We start from the raw sequence: 17,314 nt of genomic DNA, 5'->3' as shown, positions 1-17,314 counted from the left end.
GATTTGAAGGGTGTTGGATGAATAATAACGTTTTCGAAAAGGCCATTGTCCTTATTCCGGCACGAATGGCCTCCACACGCCTTCCCGGAAAGCCTCTGGCGGATATTGCGGGCCACCCGATGGTCGTTCAGGTTGCAATGCGCGCGCGCGAAGCAGGTGCTGAGCGCATCGTCGTCGCTGTCGATCATCCCGATGTCTTTGACGTGGTGAAGAATGCCGGTTTCGAGGTGACGATGACGAGCCTCGACCACCAGTCCGGCTCCGACCGGATTTTTGAAGCCCTGCAAAAAGCCGACCCGCACGGCCGCGCCGAATTCATCATCAACGTTCAGGGCGATCTTCCAACGATCGAGCCGGAGACGATCCGTGCCTCACTCCGTCCCATGGAAAATGCCTCGACTGATATAGCCACGCTGACGGTCGAAATCACCGATGAGGAAGAAAAGACCAACCCCAGCGTGGTCAAGATCGTCGGCAGCCCGATATCCCAGACACGTTTGAAGGCACTTTATTTCACGCGCGCGACGGCACCCCACGGCCAGGGTCCGCTTTATCATCACATCGGGCTCTACACCTACCGCCGCGCAGCACTCGAAAGATTCGTGTCCCTCAAGCCATCGGCCCTTGAGATGCGTGAAAGCCTCGAACAGCTACGGGCGCTGGAGGCCGGCATGCGCATCGATGCGGAAATCGTCCATTCGGTGCCGCTGGGCGTCGACACACAAGTGCAGCTCGACAAGGCGCGCGAGATTTTGGGAAACACAGGCAGATAATGGCGATCAAATCATGAGCAGCAATTCGATTGCCTTTCAGGGCGACTATGGCGCCAATTCCGACATGGCCTGCCGCGATGTCTTTCCGCAGCTTGACCCGCTGCCGTGCCCGACGTTCGAGGATGCCTTCAACGCGCTTGAAAACGGTGACGCCGATCTTGCGATGATCCCCATCGAAAACACGCTCGCGGGTCGTGTCGCCGATATTCACCACCTTTTGCCCGAATCACGCCTGCACATCATAGGCGAATATTTCATGCCCATTCGCTTCCAGCTGATGGTGTTGCCGGGTGTGAAGAAGGACGAGATCAAGACCGTCCACAGCCACATTCACGCGCTGGGACAGTGCCGCAAGATCATTCGCTCCAACGGCTGGAAGCCCGTCGTTGCAGGCGATACGGCCGGTGCGGCAAAGCTGGTCTCCGAACTGGGCGATCGCAGTATGGCAGCGCTTGCGCCGCGGCTGGCATCAGATCTCTACGGTTTGGAAATCCTGGCAGAGAATGTCGAGGATTCGGACAACAACGTCACCCGTTTCGTCGTCCTGTCGCGCGAGGAAGACTGGGTCAAGCGGACATCGCCGGAAGAGGTGATCGTCACGACCTTCGTCTTCAATGTCCGCAACATTCCAGCCGCGCTCTACAAGGCCATGGGCGGCTTTGCGACCAATGGTATCAACATGACGAAACTGGAAAGCTACCAGCTGGGCGGCAAGTTCGTGGCCACGCAGTTTTATGCGGATATTGAAGGCCATCCCGAAGACGAGCCGGTGCGCCACGCTTTGGAAGAACTGCGTTTCTTCTCCGAAAAAGTTCGTATTCTCGGCGTCTACAAGGGCCATGCCATGCGGCGCAAGCTCAACATCCTCTAAGCTTGCGATCCGGTTTATTCAGCCGTGTCCCATTCGATCCAGTCGCGCATCAAACGGTGCGCGATGGCACCGCGTGGTGGTGGTGACTGGCCGTTGGCCGCCCCCATCTCCAGAAGGGTAGCCACCTCGTCGCGGCTAAACCAGCGGCAATCTTCAAGCTCTGCCTCGTCGCGGGTGATATCGGTCGACAGCGCTTCGGAAAAACAGCCGATCATCAGCGTATGGGGCATCGGCCAGGGCTGGGAGGCATGGTAACGCACCCGGCCAACAGCGATATTGGCTTCCTCATGCGTCTCGCGGCGAACAGCGTTTTCAATGGTTTCGCCGGGTTCGACGAAGCCCGCAAGGCAGGAATACATGCCGGGTGGAAAATGCGCTCCACGACCCAGCAGGCACAGTTCCCGGTCCAGATCGATGGTCAGCATAATGACGACGGGATCGGTACGCGGGAAAATCGTGTGGCTGCACGCAGCGCAAATCCGCTTGTAACCGCCGATATGCAGTTCCATCGCGCCGCCACACCGTCCACAAAAACGATTGTCTGAGTTCCAGTGAAGAAGGCTCACAGCCTGCGCGACCTCGCCCAGCAATTCCTCACCGATCAACTGATCGCGATAGAGGCTGCGGGCATCGACAGGCTTGAAATGGCTGGCAAGATTGTCTTCGGCGGTTCGCACCGGCACTGCGACGCGTGGCTCGCCATTGTCCTTGTATCCGAGAAGAACAGCATTTTCGAAATCGGGATCGAGCTCGGCCAGCTCGTAGGCCGAAAACAGCGGGTCCAGAACCTGACCGTCATGCTTGAGCACGAGCTTGGTACCTGCAAAGGCCAGAAGATGTGTACCTTCCACCTTCAGCGCATCGGAGACACAGCTTTCGGTTCGCTTTTCGGCCAGACGATCCAGATCATTCTGGGCGAATGCGGTCAGAGTGCTGGGTTCCGGATGGGGGGAGTTGGTATCGAATATGCTTTTTGAATTCATCACAATGCGCCGGCCAGTTTCTTCATGAGATCATGTCTGTCATCGTCCGCGTAGGGAACAGCTGTCCCGTGACCCCAGATCGGACCCGGCCAGCATTCATCGCCTTGCCTGCGGGCAATGATATGGACGTGGAGCTGGCGCACGATATTTCCAAGAGCGCCGACATTTATTTTTGTCGCTCCCGTCAGTTCTTTCAGCGCAGAGGCGACCTGATTGGTTTCGAAAGTCACCAGCGCCTGATCCAGCGGGGTCAACTCGAAGAGCTCGCTCTTGTCGTTGCGTTGCGGCACGAGAACGATCCACGGCCAACGCTGGTCGTTTTGAAGACGCATTTGGCACAAACCCAGCCGGGTTATCAGCACGCTGTCGCGCGCCAGTCTTTCATCCAGCCGGAATGTTTCCACGGCATCCTCCCAATTGTTTTGAATGTGATAGCAGTTTTTTGGCAGCTTGGCTTGCATTTGCTTTTATTATTGCCGATATGTGCCTCCGGGAGGTTGGTGGTGGACGAGCCACTCGCCAACCGGGTCAGGTCCGGAAGGAAGCAGCCCTAACGAGCCAGGCACGGGTCGCCGTGCCAGCCTCCCACCTTTTCTATTTCGAAGACGTGCTCAGGTTTCGCCGGGCCAGTTCGGCCTGAAAGCGGGCGCCACCCAAAGCATGTCTCGCAAAAGTGTATAGCGGTTTTGCGACCAAGACATGCGATAGTTTTAACGACTGGCGAGGCGATGAGCGAAACCGGAACCAATCAGCCCAAGACAAAAGAGCAGGGTGCCGGTTACCGGGTTCTGGCGCGCAAGTACCGCCCCAAAGATTTTTCCGACCTGATGGTTGGCCAGGAGCCGATGGTTCGCACGCTGACCAACGCGTTCGAAACCGGCCGCATCGCGCAAGCCTACATGCTGACCGGCGTTCGCGGCGTGGGTAAAACCACCACGGCCCGTATTCTGGCGCGCGCGCTCAACTACAAGACCGACGAAATCGACAAGCCGACGATCGATCTGCGGATTCCAGGTGAACATTGTCAGGCCATCATGGAAGGCCGCCATGTCGATGTGATCGAGATGGACGCTGCCTCCCATACCGGCATCGACGACATCAGGGAGATCATCGAGCAGGTGCGTTACCGCCCGGTCTCGGCACGTTACAAAGTTTACATCATTGACGAAGTGCACATGCTCTCGACGCAGGCGTTCAACGGTCTCCTGAAGACATTGGAAGAGCCGCCCGAGCATGTGAAGTTCATTTTCGCGACGACCGAAATCCGCAAGGTTCCCATCACCGTTCTGTCACGCTGCCAGCGTTTCGATCTGCGCCGCATCAGTGCGGCCGATCTGGTTGGTCTGTTTACCGCGATTGCTGCCAAGGAAGGCTTCGAGGCCGAGAGCCAAGCACTGGCAATGATCGCCCGCGCCGCCGAAGGGTCTGCCCGTGATGGCTTGTCGCTTCTGGATCAGGCCATCGCCCATGGCGGTGGACGGGTCGAGGCGGAAGCGGTTCGCGGCATGCTCGGTCTGGCCGATCGGGCCCGTATTGTCGATCTGTTCGGTCATGTGGTGAAGGGCGATGTCGCCTCCGCCCTGGAAGAGTTTACGGGTCAGTACGAAGCGGGTGCCAACCCCGTCGTGGTGTTGAACGACCTTGCCGATTTCACCCATCTCGTCACCCGCATGAAATATGTGCCGGACGCAGCCGACGACCCATCTCTGTCCGAGGTCGAGCGTGTCAGTGGCGCTGAGTTCGCCGATACGATTGCAGTCTCTGCACTATCGCGCATCTGGCAGATGCTGCTGAAGGGCATTCCTGAAACCGAAAATGCCTCGCGTCCGGCCGGTGCCGCCGAAATGGTGCTGATACGGCTCTCGCATGCCGCCAATCTGCCCGCCCCGGAAGATGCCGCACGTCGTCTCCTGGAGCTTTCCAACGGCGAAGGTGGTACGTCCGGCAGTGGAGCGCCATCCGGCGGTGGCAATGGCGGCGGTGCGCGGGCTTATTCGTCCACGCAGGCTGTCGCATCCGCTCAGCTTTCACCGCAACGCCAGACATCGCCACAGCCGACAGCCCTGTTGCGCGCGGTGCCGGACGCTCGCCCGCAGGAGATGCAGGTTGCAACGCCAAAGCCAGAGGAACGGCTGGAACCCAAGGTTCCCGTCAATTCCCTGAATGATATCGTTGATCTTTGCACCAAGCACCGTGACCCAATTTTGAAGGCGAGATTGCGCAATTTCGTCCATGTCGTGCGGCTGGAGCCCGGGCGGTTCGACCTGCGGCTCGGCGAAGGTGCGCCCGGCTCGCTTCCCGGAGAGATCGGCACGAAGCTGAAGGAATGGACCGGCATCCACTGGGTCGTGTCCATCAGCAAGGAGACTGGCGAGCCGACGCTCGTGGAGGCCGAAGGCAATGCGCGCGAAGCCCGCTTCGTCGATGCGCGCCAGGACCCGGATGTCGCTGCCATTCTGGCGCAGTTTCCCGGTGCAAAGATTACCGACGTCCGCATCCGCGCACCCCTGGTGGATGACGTCGAAGAGATCGCGCCGCCCTCCGTTGCCGAATCCAGCGAAGGCGATATTTTGCCGGGCGACGACATAGAATTCTAAGCAAAAGACAGGAGTTTCGACATGCGTGACATCATGGGAATGATGGGCAAGGTCAAGGAAATGCAGGCCAAGATGGAAAAGATGCAGGAAGAGATTGCTGCACTTGAGGTCGAGGGAACATCCGGTGGCGGTCTGGTTACCGTCAGGATGAGCGGCAAGGGATCTCTGCTTGGTGTGAAGATCGATCCTTCGCTTTTGAAGGAAGAGGAAGTCGAAATTCTCGAAGACCTGCTGGTTGCAGCCCATAATGACGCCAAGCAGCGCGCCGAAGCCGTCACCGCTGAAAAGACGCGCGACCTCACCGCCGGTCTGCCAATCCCGCCGGGCATGAAGCTTCCCTTTTAATCGACCTCAACCGTCCAGCATGGCCCTGAAACGGCTGGCAAGCGGGGTGGTGAGATAGGCATCCCGCTCCGCTTGCGACAGTCTGCACGGCCTGAACCGTTGAAGAATGACGGGTATCGGCAGCTTGGTCCCCTGATAGGGCGTGAACGTCACCACTTCATCGGTGGCGATCATGCCCCCTTTGAGCACACGACAATAAAAGCCTGGCTGTCCCGCCTGCTTGAAGCGAGGCGCGAAACCATCGTCGCCAATCCGCGTTGACAGTGTGGCACAGGGAATGCGGGCGGCGGTCACTTCCAGCTGCACCTCTGCTGCTATCAACCGGTCGCCCACATGCATCTGAGCGCTGTCGATGCCTTCGATCACAAAGTTCTCCCCGAAAAATCCGGGTTCGATGACAAATCCCAATTCGCGCGACCAGAAATCGAGATCTACGGAGCCCATGACGTAAAGCGCCTGATCCGGCCCGCCATGGTGCTTTTTGTTGCAGACGGCGTCGCTGACGATACCGGCCTGATCGACCAGAACAGGACCTTGCACGGGATGTTTGAAAATCCCGGTTTTCGATGTTTTTCCGGGCAGGATTTTCGCATCGGCCCGGCAGATGGCGCGTATTTTCATGGGATGCTTTCCGCTTGTGATTCCCGTTATGACATTTATGCAGTAGAAAGCGCTCATGGCAAAACGAGTCACCGGCCCAGAAATCGAAAAACTCATCCAGCTTCTGGCCAAGGTGCCGGGACTTGGGCCCCGTTCGGCCCGCCGCGCAGCACTGCATCTGATCAAGAAGAAAGAGCAGCTTCTCGGCCCGCTCGGTCATGCCATGGGTGACGCCTATGACAAGGTGAAGGTGTGCTCGCACTGCGGTAATGTCGACACCATGGACCCCTGCACGGTCTGCACCGATGATCGCCGCGATCAGGCCATCATCATTGTGGTCGAGGATGTTTCCGACCTCTGGGCTCTGGAGCGGGCAGGCGCCATGAACACCGCCTATCATGTTCTGGGCGGTACGCTATCGCCGCTCGATGGTGTGGGACCAGAAGACCTGAACATCAAGGGGCTGATCGAACGCGTCAGCGAAGGTGGCATTCGTGAGCTCATCATCGCGGTCAACGCCACTGTCGAGGGACAGGCGACGGCGCACTACATCACCGACCGGCTAAGCGATCTCGGCGTCAAGATCACTCGTCTTGCCCATGGTGTGCCGGTCGGTGGCGAACTGGATTATCTCGATGAAGGCACGTTGACCGCAGCCCTGCGCGCCCGAACCGTGATCTGACACGCCAAGCATTGGTCTCTGGCCGGTTGACTGAAAAGGAAACGGAATGCGTCTGAAAACGATTGGCCTCATCTTCGCCACTGCCGCCTGTCTTGTGCCAGCCAGTGCAACACTTGCGCAAACGAACCCGACGGGTGCCGCCGCTGCCAGATACGATGCCGCCTTCAACACATGGCTGAAACAGGACATCTGGCCGGAAGCACGCCAGGCCGGTATTTCGCAAAAGACGCTGAACGCAACGCTCACGGACCTGTCCATAAACTGGAAGTTGCCCGATCTCATCATTCCCGGTCAAAAGCCACCAAAGGAACAGGCGCAAAGCCAGGCAGAGTTTTCGTCGCCCGGCGCTTATTTTTCAGAGCAACGTTTGCAGGGCCTGGCGGCAACAGGCCGTTCGCTGGCAGCAACACATGCCGCGACGCTCAAGCGCATCGAGGCGACCTATGGCGTCCCTGGCAACATCATCATTGCGGTCTGGGGCCGGGAATCCGGCTTCGGTCGCGCAAAGCTGCCCAACTCCGTCATCGACGTGCTGGCAACCAAGGCCTACACCTCCACCCGCAAGGACATGTTTCGTGACGAGCTGATCGACGCCCTGAAAATCGTTGAAAGCGGCGATATTTCAGCGTCGAAGATGATGGGCTCATGGGCGGGCGCCCTTGGCCAGCCGCAATTCATGCCCTCCAGCTACCTGAAATATGCCGTTGATTTCGATGGTGACGGTCACCGCGACATCTGGAATTCCGTGCCTGATGCCCTCGCATCCATAGCCAACTATCTTTCCAAGCGTGGCTGGCAGCGAAACCGCGATTGGGGTTTCGAGGTTTCCATACCAGACGATGTATCCTGTGCGCAGGAAGGTCCTGATCTGGCCCGCCCGGTTGCGGACTGGCAGAAGATGGGCATCCGCCGCGTCTCCGGAAAAGCCTTTCCTTCCAATGATTTGACAGCGGATGGCATGATGCTGGTTCCGGCTGGTCGCAACGGACCGGAATTCGTGGTGACGCCGAATTTTTATGTCATCAAGGAATACAACAACTCCGATCTCTACGCGCTTTTCATCGGCAATCTGGCCGATCGTATCGCCTATGGTGCGGGGCCGTTTCAGGGACAGTGGAGCGATGTCGGCTCCATGCTGCGCTCCGATGTGCTGGCCATGCAAAAGGCGCTGGTCGCGAAGGGCTATGATGTCGGAAAAGCCGATGGCCTCGCAGGCTTCAAAACCCGTCGTTCCCTGGGAGACTGGCAGTCGAAAAACGGCATGCGGCCGACATGCTTTCCGCAAGCGTCGTTGAAAGCCAGACTGAAGTAGTGTAGGGCTTAGCGCGATTAAAGTCTGGCGTCACGGTCGCGACGCGAAAGCCTCATCGGCCCCTTATCGAAAAAATATGGGGAAGGGCTGGTCAAAGCCTGATGGGGCATGTATAAGCGCGCCAAAATTCAGATATAGAAACATGAGACATTCGGCCTGGGTCCTGGCTGGTTCCCGTGTTTCGCCGCTTCAGTGGAGTTACACAAATGGCAGTACCTAAGAGAAAAACAAGCCCGTCCAAGCGCGGCATGCGTCGTTCGGCCGATGGCCTGAAGTCCGCAACATATGTTGAAGACAAGAACTCCGGCGAACTTCGTCGCCCACACCACATCGACCTGAAGACAGGCATGTACCGTGGTCGTCAGGTTCTGACACCGAAAGAAAGCGCTTAATCTTTAGCGCAGTCTTTGATTGACGAACAAGCCGGCCCCTGGGTCGGCTTTTTTGTTTTGATCGGAGCCGGTTCGATCCCGCTTGGAAAATCAGGCGCCTCCACTTAGACTTGTATGAGGGAGAGCGGACATCGATCAGTCTGCCATGTGGAGGGGTGAGCCGGTGAGATATCGCTGGATCGGTGTTGTCATTGTTTGCTTGGGCCTTGGCGGTTTCGCCTTGACCAAGGGGAGCGATCTCGTTGCCGAAAGCTATTTCGATGAGGTCGCCGCTCAGGGCGGCACGACGCTGAGGCTGGCGGTCTCGGCTCTCGGTGGGCATCTCAGTCGCTATGAGCCGCTGCCCGCATTGATGGCTGATCACGACGATATCGAGGAGCTTGTCGCGCATCCCCAGGATCAGGCCCTGCGGCTGCGCGCCAACATCTACCTTAAATCCATCAACGATTTGCTGAAATCCTCGGATATCTACATCATGACGCTGGATGGCGAGACGATTGCCGCCAGCAATTACGACGGTCCGGCAAGCTTCGTCGGACAGAATTTCAGCTACCGTCCCTATTTTCAGGATGCGGCCAAAGGCCAGCAATCGAAATTCTTCGCGCTCGGCACCACCTCGCACAAGCGCGGTTATTATTTCGCTTCACCCATCCTCTTCAACACCGAAATCAAGGGCGTCATCGTTTTCAAGGTGGATATAGAAGGCATCGAAGCGTCCTTTGGCAATGGCGAAAACCGGATTTTTGTCAACGATCCCGAAGGCATCATCTTCATGACGGGAACGCCGGAATGGCTTTATGCGGCCGTGCAGCCATTGACGCCCGAGCGCATTGCGAAAACCGAGAGATCACGCCGCTATTCCGACGCCAACCTTACGCAGCTTCGCCTTACCCGCAGCACGTTCGGCAAAAACGACCTGATGACCATTCGCGAGGGCGATCAGGACCGGGAGTATGTCTTCCTGTCCCAGCCGATGCCGGATGCAGGCTGGACGGTCAATGTGCTGATGGACACGGGCTCGGTGCGCACGCAGGTCAAGACGACGATGATTGCCATTGTTCTGTGCCTTTGCCTTGCCGTTGCGCTGGTGGCTGCCATGTTGCAGCGGCGCAAGAGCCTTCAGGACAGGCTTGTCCATCAGGCCGAAGCGCGTGCCGAACTGGAGCGACGGGTGGAAGAACGCACGGCCGACCTTGCCCGCGTCAATGTCGACATCAAGCATGAGATTGCCGAGCGCAGGCAGACGGAAAAGCGGCTGCGCAAAACCCAGAAGGATTTGATCCAGGCTGGAAAGCTGGCGGCACTGGGACAGATGTCGGCTGCTCTGTCGCACGAGTTCAACCAGCCGCTGGCTGCGGCCAAGACCTATGCCGAAAGCGCATCTTTGCTGATAGAGCGCGGGAGAGTGGGCGAGGCCTCGGACAATCTCAAGCGCATCTCCGCGCTGATCGACCGCATGGCGGCCATTGGCAAGCATCTTCGCAATTTTGCCCGCAAACCCAACGAAAAGCTCGGCCCCGTGCCACTGGATACCGTCGTCAGCGACACACTGGAGATCGTCAATGCCCGCCTGAAGGCGGCGGATGCCACGCTGGTCGTGGACCTGGGGCCAGTGCCGCTCAACGTCAAAGCGGGGCCTGTCAGACTTCAGCAGGTTCTGGTCAACATCATCTCCAATGCTGCCGATGCCGTCGAAGGGCTTGAGGATCGCCACATCGATCTCACCGCCCGCCAGGAGGGCGACAAGGTCATTCTGTCGATCCGCGATCGTGGCCCCGGCGTGCCGTCGGCGATCATCGAACGCATATTCGATCCCTTCTTTTCCACGAAGGGTGTCGGCAAGGGGCTGGGCCTCGGGCTGTCCATTTCCTACAATATCGTCAAGGATTTTGGCGGGCGTTTGAGTGTGACCAATCTGCCCGAAGGTGGAGCAAGGTTCGATATGGAGCTGGATGCTGAACTGCCGATGGAGATGGCTGCCGAATGAGTGTGTCGCGTGTTCTGTTGATCGATGACGAGGAGGATTTGCGGCTTTCTACCGCGCAGGCGCTGGAGCTTGCCGGTTTGGAGGTCGTTACAGTCGACAATGCCGATCATGTCTTCGAACTGATCGGGTACAGCTTCGATGGTGTCATCGTCAGCGATATCCGCATGCCGGGCATGGATGGACTGACCCTGCTGCAAAAGGTCCGAGAACTCGATGCGGAAATTCCGGTCATTCTCGTGACAGGCCATGGCGATGTGCAACTGGCGGTCAGCGCCATGCGCAACGGCGCTTACGATTTCATGGAAAAACCCTTCAACGTTCAATATCTTGCGGGCATCATCAAACGCGCCATAGACCGACGTTCGCTCGTTCTGGAAAACCGCAGGCTTCGCGCCGTTGCAGGCAAACGCGACGATCTGGAAACCCGTTTGCCGGGACGCACGCAGGTCATGGTCGATTTGCGCTACCGCATCAGGGCAATCGGTGCCGCCGATGCCGATACGCTGATCATTGGCGATACCGGCGCCGGCAAGGAAGTCGTGGCGCGTGCGCTTCACGATGTCAGTGCCCGCGCCGACAGGCCCTTCGTTGCCATCAATTGCGCGGCCTTGCCGCAGCACCTCATCGAAAGCGAATTGTTCGGCCACGAGGCAGGTGCTTTTCCAGGCGCGCTGCGCCCACGTTACGGCAAGTTCGAACATGCGCGGGGCGGAACGGTGCTGCTCGACGAAATCGGCTCCATGCCTTCAGACATGCAAGGCAAGCTGCTGCGGGTTCTTCAGGAACGCACGATAACCCGTCTCGGCTCCAATGAGAGTGTCGAGCTCGACGTCCGCTTCATTGCCACCAGCAAGGCCGATCTGGCGCAGGAAGCACTGGCGGGCCGCTTTCGGCAGGATTTGCTGTATCGGTTGAATGTCGCCACCGTGCATGTGCCGTCACTTGCCCAGCGCCGCACCGATATTCCGCTTCTCTTTCTCCAACTGGTGCGCGAAGCCGCCGCGCGTTATGGCAGAGACGATCTCGATGTGCCCTCGGAAATCATCTCGACGCTGTCCATGCAGGATTGGCCCGGGAATGTGCGAGAGTTGAGAAATGCCGCAGACCGGCTGGTTTTGGGGCTGGATGGCGGCGCCTCGGAGGGACAGCAGCCTGCCTCGCAGGATCCGGCAAACCTGTCGGCCAAGGTCGCAGAGTTTGAAAAATCGGTTCTGGCAAGAACGATCGCCCTCCACAAAGGCAACCTCAAGGCTGTCTATGAGACGCTCGGAATATCGCGCAAGACGCTTTACGAAAAAATGCAGAAACACGCTCTGACCAAACATGGCCTTATGGATGAAGACCTGAACACACTGTCGTAATCCGTTTGATAAGCTTTGATGGGTGGATTTCTACCCATCGGCGGTGCCCAATGTTTCGATTTCCACCCATCTCGGCGGCTTCGAGGGCTCTTTTCCGTTGGTTTTCATGGACTGCCATTGCGCGCATCTCGACACCGATTGCAAATAGCCTCACCCCGACCGACCGCAATAGGAGTGCGCCGGTCGAAGAGGCCATATTTCATCGGGAGGAAAAGATGAAAATTCTGAAAACCGTCACAGGTGCAGTCGCTGCTGCTGCCGTATCACTGTTTGCCCTGTCCGCGGCTGCGCAAACCTACCCGCAGCGCAACATCACCATGGTCGTTCCCTTCGCCGCAGGCGGCCCGACCGATACGGTCGCGCGCCTTGTTGCCGAATCCATGTCCAAGGATTTGGGACAACAGATCATCGTCGAAAATGTCGGCGGTGCCGGTGGTACCCTTGGTGCAGGCCGCGTCGCATCCGCCGATCCGGATGGTTACACCGTGCTTCTCCACCACATCGGCATGGCGACGAGTGCCACGCTATACCGCAAGCTGGCTTACAACACGCTCGAAGCCTTCGACTATGTCGGTCTCGTCACCGAAGTGCCGATGACCATCCTGTCGCGCAAGACGCTCGAAACGACTGATCTCAAGGGCCTGATCGAATACGCCAAGGCCAACAAGGATACGGTGACCGTCGCCAATGCCGGTATTGGTGCGGCCTCCCATCTGTGCGGCATGCTGTTCATGAGCGCCATCCAGACGCCGCTCGTCACCGTTCCATACAAGGGTACCGGTCCAGCAATGACCGATCTTCTCGGTGGTCAGGTCGATATCATGTGCGACCAGACGACCAATACGACGAAGCAGATTCAGGGCGGCACGGTCAAAGCCTATGCCGTCACCACGCCGAAACGTCTGGATGTTTTAGCAAATGTGCCGACCTCGGCTGAAGCCGGTCTGCCGAACTTCGAAGTCGGCGTATGGCACGGCATCTACACGCCCAAGGGTACACTGTCCGCTATCAACGAGCGGCTGTCCAAGTCGCTTCAGATCGCGCTGAAGGACCCGAATGTCGCTGCCCGTTTTGCCGAGCTTGGCACCACGCCGTCGCCTGAAGCCGATGGCACACCAGCGGCCCTCAAGGCCAAGCTCGAAGCCGAGATACCGCGCTGGAAAACGGTGATAGAGGCCGCCGGTCAGTACGCCGACTGAGCCTGCTTTCAAGCAATCGACCGGTGGCCTTCAAGAGCTGCCGGTCTTCACTCGCCAGCGGGGGACATCACCATGAAATCACTTTCTTTCGACACAACAGAGGCGGTTTGCGGCGCCTTCTTCATGCTTCTCGGCATTTTCTTTGCCTGGCAGTCCTATGGGCTCGAACTGGGAACGGCATTTCGCATGGGCCCCGGCTATTTCCCGCTGGTACTGTCGCTCATTCTTGTCGGGCTCGGCACACTCATTCTCGTGCGGGCCGGGAAGGTTCAGGGCGAGCCGCTGGGGCCAATCGCCTGGCGTGGCATCTTTCTCATTCTGCCGGCACCCATCTTCTTCGGCTTGACCGTGCGGGGCCTTGGCTTCGTGCCAGCGCTTTTCATCAGCGCACTCATCGCATCCTTTGCATCGCATAAGATGAAGCCGGCAATGGCCGTCCTCTTGTCCATTGGCATTACGATCTTTTCCGTCGCAGTCTTCGACTATGGTCTTGGTCTGCCCTTCCAGCGCTTCGGCCCCTGGCTCAATTTCTGAGGTGCATGATGGACCTGTTCAATAATCTGGCGCTGGGTTTTTCCACCGCAACCTCACTCGACAACCTGTTCTTCTGCCTTATCGGCGTGATTCTCGGCACGTTGATCGGCGTGTTGCCGGGCATCGGTGCCACGGCAACCATCGCGATGCTGCTGCCAATTACCTTCCAGCTGGAACCGGTATCGTCGCTCATCATGCTGGCCGGTATCTATTACGGCGCGCAATATGGCGGTTCGACCACGGCCATCCTCATCAATATGCCGGGCGAATCCTCATCCGCCGTCACCGCCATCGATGGCTATCAGATGGCGCGCAAGGGCAAGGCGGGCGTGGCACTGTCGGTTGCAGCGATCGGTTCGTTCTTCGCGGGTACGGTCTCGACATTCCTCGTGGCGATTTTCGCACCACCGCTGACAGCCATCGCGCTGCAATTCGGCGCTGCCGAATATTTCTCTCTGATGGTGGTCGGCCTCGTGTCGTCCATCGCGCTCGCCCACGGCTCCATCATCAAAGCCTTGGCCATGGTGGTTCTGGGTTTGCTTCTGGGTCTCGTCGGCACAGATATCTATAGCGGTACGCCGCGCTTCACGTTGGGCATCCGCGAATATGCGGATGGTTTGAATTTCGTGGCCGTTGCCGTCGGTGTCTTCGGCATTGCCGAAATTCTGCGCAACCTCGAAAACGAAAAGACACGCTCCGTCTTGATGGCCAAGGTCAGTGGCCTCCTGCCCAGCAAGGAAGACTTCAAGCAGATGATCGGCCCCGTTCTGCGCGGTACGGCCATCGGTTCGGCTCTTGGCATTTTGCCAGGCGGCGGTGCCATCCTTGCGGCTTTTGCGTCCTACACAGTCGAAAAGCGTGTTTCGAAACATCCGGAAGAGTTTGGCTATGGCGCCATCGCCGGTGTGGCTGGCCCTGAGTCAGCCAACAACGCCGGTGCGCAGACCTCGTTCATTCCGCTTCTGACGCTTGGTATTCCTGCCAATCCCGTCATGGCATTGATGATCGGCGCCATGATCATTCAGGGCATCGTTCCCGGTCCGAATGTTGCAACCGAGCAGCCCGCGCTGTTCTGGGGCATCATCGCCTCGATGTGGATCGGCAACCTGATGCTGGTCATTCTCAACCTGCCGCTCATCGGGCTGTGGGTGAAGCTTCTGACCATCCCATACTATGTATTGTTCCCGATCATCATGGCCTTCTGCGCCATCGGGGTCTACAGCGTCAACTCCAATGTCTACGACTTATACGCCGTCGCCTTCTTCGGGCTCATCGGCTATGCGCTGGTCAAGCTGCGGTGCGAACCGGCGCCGCTTCTGCTCGGCTTCGTGCTGGGGCCGCTTCTGGAGGAAAACCTGCGGCGGGCGATGATCCTGTCGCGTGGTGACGCAACCACCTTCGTGACGCGTCCCATCAGCGCGACACTGCTGCTGATCGCTCTGGCGGTTTTGGTCGTGGTCTTCCTGCCAAGCGTCAAGAAAAAGCGCGAAGAGGTTTTTCAGGAAGAAGATTGATCGCCTGTTTGATCTTCAAAATTTCAGGGGCCGGGCATCTTGCTCGGCCTTTGTCTTGTTTGTGAGATGCAAAGCTGGCAAAGCAGGCCATGGACAGGAGATCCCGATGGCCGACGACAGCGAAAACCGTATCATTGCGCTCGAAGAAACCGTGGCGCATCAGGCAAAAACCATCGAAGAGCTTTCAGACCAGCTGACCGAGCAATGGAAGGTGGTCGAGCAGACCCGCGCCAAGCTGGACCGGCTGACCGACCGTTTCCTGAACCTCGAGGAACAGTCTCTCGAAGCGCCCGCGATTACCAAGCCGCCGCATTATTGAGGAGAGCATCTTGGGTGTAACTCAAACCGCTATGTCGGCGCCAGAAGTCCTGAATTTCTGGAAAGAGGCCGGGCCGGAAAAATGGTTCGACAAGGACGCCCAATTCGACACGGCGTTTCACGATCGTTTCAGGGAGCTGCATTTTTCTGCGGCAAGACGCGAGTTGGGAACATGGCTTGACGCTGCCGATAGCAGTCTGGCCCTCCTGTTGCTGCTCGACCAGTTTCCGCGCAACTGTTTCAGAGGCACGGCGCATATGTACGCGACCGATCCTCTTGCCCGGTACTATACGCAGGAATGCCTGCGGCGCGGTCATGACATGGCTGTCGATGCGCAGCTTCGCATCTTCGTCTATCTTCCCCTGATGCATTCGGAAGAGCTGCAAGACCAGCACCTGTGCTGCACACTGTGCGAACCGTTGGGCGACCGCTATTTTCCCTTCGCAATCGAACATCGCGATATCATCGAACGCTTCGGTCGCTTCCCACATCGCAACGATGTTCTGTTGCGGCAGAGCACGGCGGAAGAAAACACGTTTCTGGAAGAGGGCGGATTTTCGGGCTGACCGATCCAGCACCTTCATATAAAAAAAGCCGCGCATTCTACCGAAGCGCGGCTTTGTCTTGGAAATCAAGAATGGATCAACCGTCGAAGAATTCCTTCATCCGGGCAAAGAAGCCGGTGGATTCGGGGTTGTTGTCCTTGGAAGACAGTTCATCGAATTCCTGTAGCAGTTCGCGCTGCCGTTTCGTCAGCTTCTGCGGAGTTTCGATCTGGATCTGGATATAGAGGTCGCCTTGCTGCGCAGACCGCAGCACGGGCATGCCCTTACCCTTTAGACGAAACTGCTTGCCGGCCTGTGTACCCTCGGGCACGGTCACGCGCGACTTCGTGCCGTCCAGCGTCGTCACATCGAACGTGCCGCCCAGCGCCGCCGTCGTCATCGAGATGGGAACTGCGCAGTAGAGATCTGCACCATCGCGCTGGAAGAACTCGTGCGGTCGAACCGACAGGAAGATGTAGAGGTCGCCGGATGGACCACCCCTCATACCGGCCTCGCCCTCGCCCTGAAGGCGAATACGAGTGCCGTCTTCGATGCCGGCGGGAATATTGACCGACAGCGAGCGCTCTTCCGTCACACGGCCCTGACCGTTACACTTGGTGCACGGATCCGTGATCGTCTGGCCACGACCGTGACAGGTCGGGCAGGTACGCTCCACCGAGAAGAAACCTTGCGCTGCACGCACGCGGCCCGAACCCTGGCAGGTCGCGCAGGTTTTCGGCTGCGTACCAGGCTTTGCGCCCGAACCGGTGCAGACATCACAGGTGATGGAGGTTGGAACACGGATCTGCGCCGTTTTGCCGGCGAAGGCCTCCTCCAGAGAGATTTCCATGTTGTAGCGAAGATCGGCACCGCGTTCGCGGCCACCGCTGGAGCGCCGCGCACGTCCGCCACCCATCATCTCGCCGAAGATATCTTCGAAGATGTCCGAGAAACCGCCGCTGGCCCCACCGCCAAAGCCGCCGCCTGCATTGCCCATGCCGCCCTGCTCGAAGGCCGCGTGACCGAAGCGGTCATAGGCAGCCCGCTTCTGCGGGTCTTTCAGTGTCTCATAGGCTTCGTTGAGTTCTTTGAATTTTTTCTCAGACTCGGCGTCACCAGGATTCTTGTCCGGATGATACTTCATCGCGAGTTTGCGGAAGGCGCTTTTCAGCTCTTTTTCGTCAGCTGCCCTGCCAACGCCAAGTGTTTCGTAAAAGTCTGCTTTCGCCATGAATCAACACGCCCCGGAAATGGATTTCCGGCTGCCAGACAAAGATGATTTAAGATTGAAACACCTTAAA

Annotated in this window: 18 protein-coding genes and 1 other RNA gene; 15 read left to right on the top strand and 4 right to left on the bottom strand. The window is 58.3% G+C overall.

The features are described 5' to 3' along the window. Positions 1 to 17 precede the first annotated feature (17 nt). Positions 18 to 773 (top strand): 3-deoxy-manno-octulosonate cytidylyltransferase, encoded by a 756-nt coding sequence (locus GGQ73_RS13720; RefSeq protein WP_183896782.1) that lies wholly within the window; start codon positions 18 to 20, stop codon positions 771 to 773. A 13-nt stretch (positions 774 to 786) separates the two neighbouring features. Next, the gene (locus GGQ73_RS13715) at positions 787 to 1,644 is read left to right on the top strand and encodes a prephenate dehydratase (RefSeq protein WP_174151704.1); all 858 of its coding nucleotides are present in this window, start codon (positions 787 to 789) and stop codon (positions 1,642 to 1,644) included. Positions 1,645 to 1,658: 14 nt separating this feature from the next. Here the strand turns inward: GGQ73_RS13715 and nudC are convergent, their stop codons facing one another. Next, on the bottom strand, positions 1,659 to 2,627 hold the full coding sequence (nudC, locus tag GGQ73_RS13710) for an NAD(+) diphosphatase (protein ID WP_183896781.1): 969 nt from the start codon (positions 2,625 to 2,627) through the stop codon (positions 1,659 to 1,661). Then, a complete protein-coding gene (locus GGQ73_RS13705; RefSeq protein ID WP_183896780.1) occupies positions 2,627 to 3,088 on the bottom strand; it encodes an HIT domain-containing protein in 462 nt (153 codons plus the stop codon). Before GGQ73_RS13705 ends, nudC begins: the two co-directional genes overlap by 1 nt. Before the next feature lie 31 nt (positions 3,089 to 3,119). Here GGQ73_RS13705 and ffs point away from each other — a divergent pair. From ffs to GGQ73_RS13690, 3 genes are all read left to right on the top strand, one after another. Continuing rightward, positions 3,120 to 3,216, top strand: an RNA gene (gene ffs / locus GGQ73_RS13700) — signal recognition particle sRNA small type. Between the two features lie 139 nt (positions 3,217 to 3,355). Beyond that, a complete protein-coding gene (locus GGQ73_RS13695; protein WP_183896779.1) occupies positions 3,356 to 5,224 on the top strand; it encodes a DNA polymerase III subunit gamma/tau in 1,869 nt (622 codons plus the stop codon). A gap of 21 nt (positions 5,225 to 5,245) precedes the next feature. Further along, complete coding sequence (locus GGQ73_RS13690) at positions 5,246 to 5,569, top strand: YbaB/EbfC family nucleoid-associated protein (protein WP_174151708.1); 324 nt, start codon at positions 5,246 to 5,248, stop codon at positions 5,567 to 5,569. A gap of 6 nt (positions 5,570 to 5,575) precedes the next feature. Here GGQ73_RS13690 and GGQ73_RS13685 read toward each other — a convergent pair whose 3' ends face one another. Beyond that, on the bottom strand, positions 5,576 to 6,190 hold the full coding sequence (locus GGQ73_RS13685; protein WP_183896778.1) for an MOSC domain-containing protein: 615 nt from the start codon (positions 6,188 to 6,190) through the stop codon (positions 5,576 to 5,578). 55 nt (positions 6,191 to 6,245) lie between these two features. On the opposite strand from GGQ73_RS13685, the gene recR reads away from it, so the two are divergent. The 10 genes from recR (at position 6,246) to GGQ73_RS13635 (ending at position 16,034) form a co-directional block, all read left to right on the top strand. Continuing rightward, a complete protein-coding gene (gene recR, locus GGQ73_RS13680) occupies positions 6,246 to 6,851 on the top strand; it encodes a recombination mediator RecR (protein ID WP_174151710.1) in 606 nt (201 codons plus the stop codon). A gap of 46 nt (positions 6,852 to 6,897) precedes the next feature. Further along, complete coding sequence (locus tag GGQ73_RS13675) at positions 6,898 to 8,163, top strand: lytic murein transglycosylase (protein ID WP_183896777.1); 1,266 nt, start codon at positions 6,898 to 6,900, stop codon at positions 8,161 to 8,163. A gap of 206 nt (positions 8,164 to 8,369) precedes the next feature. Further along, positions 8,370 to 8,555 carry a 50S ribosomal protein L32 gene (rpmF, locus tag GGQ73_RS13670; protein WP_003507205.1) on the top strand — a complete coding sequence of 62 codons (186 nt, stop codon included), beginning with the start codon at positions 8,370 to 8,372 and terminating at the stop codon, positions 8,553 to 8,555. Between the two features lie 163 nt (positions 8,556 to 8,718). After that, positions 8,719 to 10,542, top strand: coding sequence for a sensor histidine kinase (locus GGQ73_RS13665; RefSeq protein ID WP_174151712.1), 1,824 nt, complete (start codon positions 8,719 to 8,721; stop codon positions 10,540 to 10,542). Beyond that, positions 10,539 to 11,903, top strand: coding sequence for a sigma-54-dependent transcriptional regulator (locus GGQ73_RS13660; protein ID WP_174151713.1), 1,365 nt, complete (start codon positions 10,539 to 10,541; stop codon positions 11,901 to 11,903). Before GGQ73_RS13665 ends, GGQ73_RS13660 begins: the two co-directional genes overlap by 4 nt. 215 nt (positions 11,904 to 12,118) lie before the next feature. After that, a complete protein-coding gene (locus GGQ73_RS13655; protein WP_183896776.1) occupies positions 12,119 to 13,102 on the top strand; it encodes a tripartite tricarboxylate transporter substrate-binding protein in 984 nt (327 codons plus the stop codon). 72 nt (positions 13,103 to 13,174) lie between these two features. Continuing rightward, positions 13,175 to 13,636 (top strand): tripartite tricarboxylate transporter TctB family protein, encoded by a 462-nt coding sequence (locus tag GGQ73_RS13650; protein ID WP_174151715.1) that lies wholly within the window; start codon positions 13,175 to 13,177, stop codon positions 13,634 to 13,636. 8 nt (positions 13,637 to 13,644) lie between these two features. Further along, on the top strand, positions 13,645 to 15,150 hold the full coding sequence (locus GGQ73_RS13645) for a tripartite tricarboxylate transporter permease (protein WP_183896775.1): 1,506 nt from the start codon (positions 13,645 to 13,647) through the stop codon (positions 15,148 to 15,150). A 106-nt stretch (positions 15,151 to 15,256) separates the two neighbouring features. Next, entirely contained in the window at positions 15,257 to 15,469 is a 213-nt protein-coding gene (locus GGQ73_RS13640; RefSeq protein WP_042616170.1) for a SlyX family protein, read from the top strand. A gap of 31 nt (positions 15,470 to 15,500) precedes the next feature. Further along, positions 15,501 to 16,034, top strand: a complete 534-nt coding sequence (locus GGQ73_RS13635; RefSeq protein WP_183896815.1) for a DUF924 family protein — start codon at positions 15,501 to 15,503, stop codon at positions 16,032 to 16,034. A 76-nt stretch (positions 16,035 to 16,110) separates the two neighbouring features. Here the strand turns inward: GGQ73_RS13635 and dnaJ are convergent, their stop codons facing one another. Continuing rightward, a complete protein-coding gene (dnaJ, locus tag GGQ73_RS13630) occupies positions 16,111 to 17,244 on the bottom strand; it encodes a molecular chaperone DnaJ (protein ID WP_183896774.1) in 1,134 nt (377 codons plus the stop codon). Between the last annotated feature and the right edge of the window lie 70 nt (positions 17,245 to 17,314).

Origin of the sequence: Rhizobium skierniewicense (assembly GCF_014196515.1) — a bacterium.
Classification (GTDB): Bacteria; Pseudomonadota; Alphaproteobacteria; order Rhizobiales; family Rhizobiaceae; genus Agrobacterium; species Agrobacterium skierniewicense.
The sequence above is the reverse complement of the archived record's forward strand: the minus strand, read 5'-3'. Positions and strand labels throughout refer to the sequence as shown.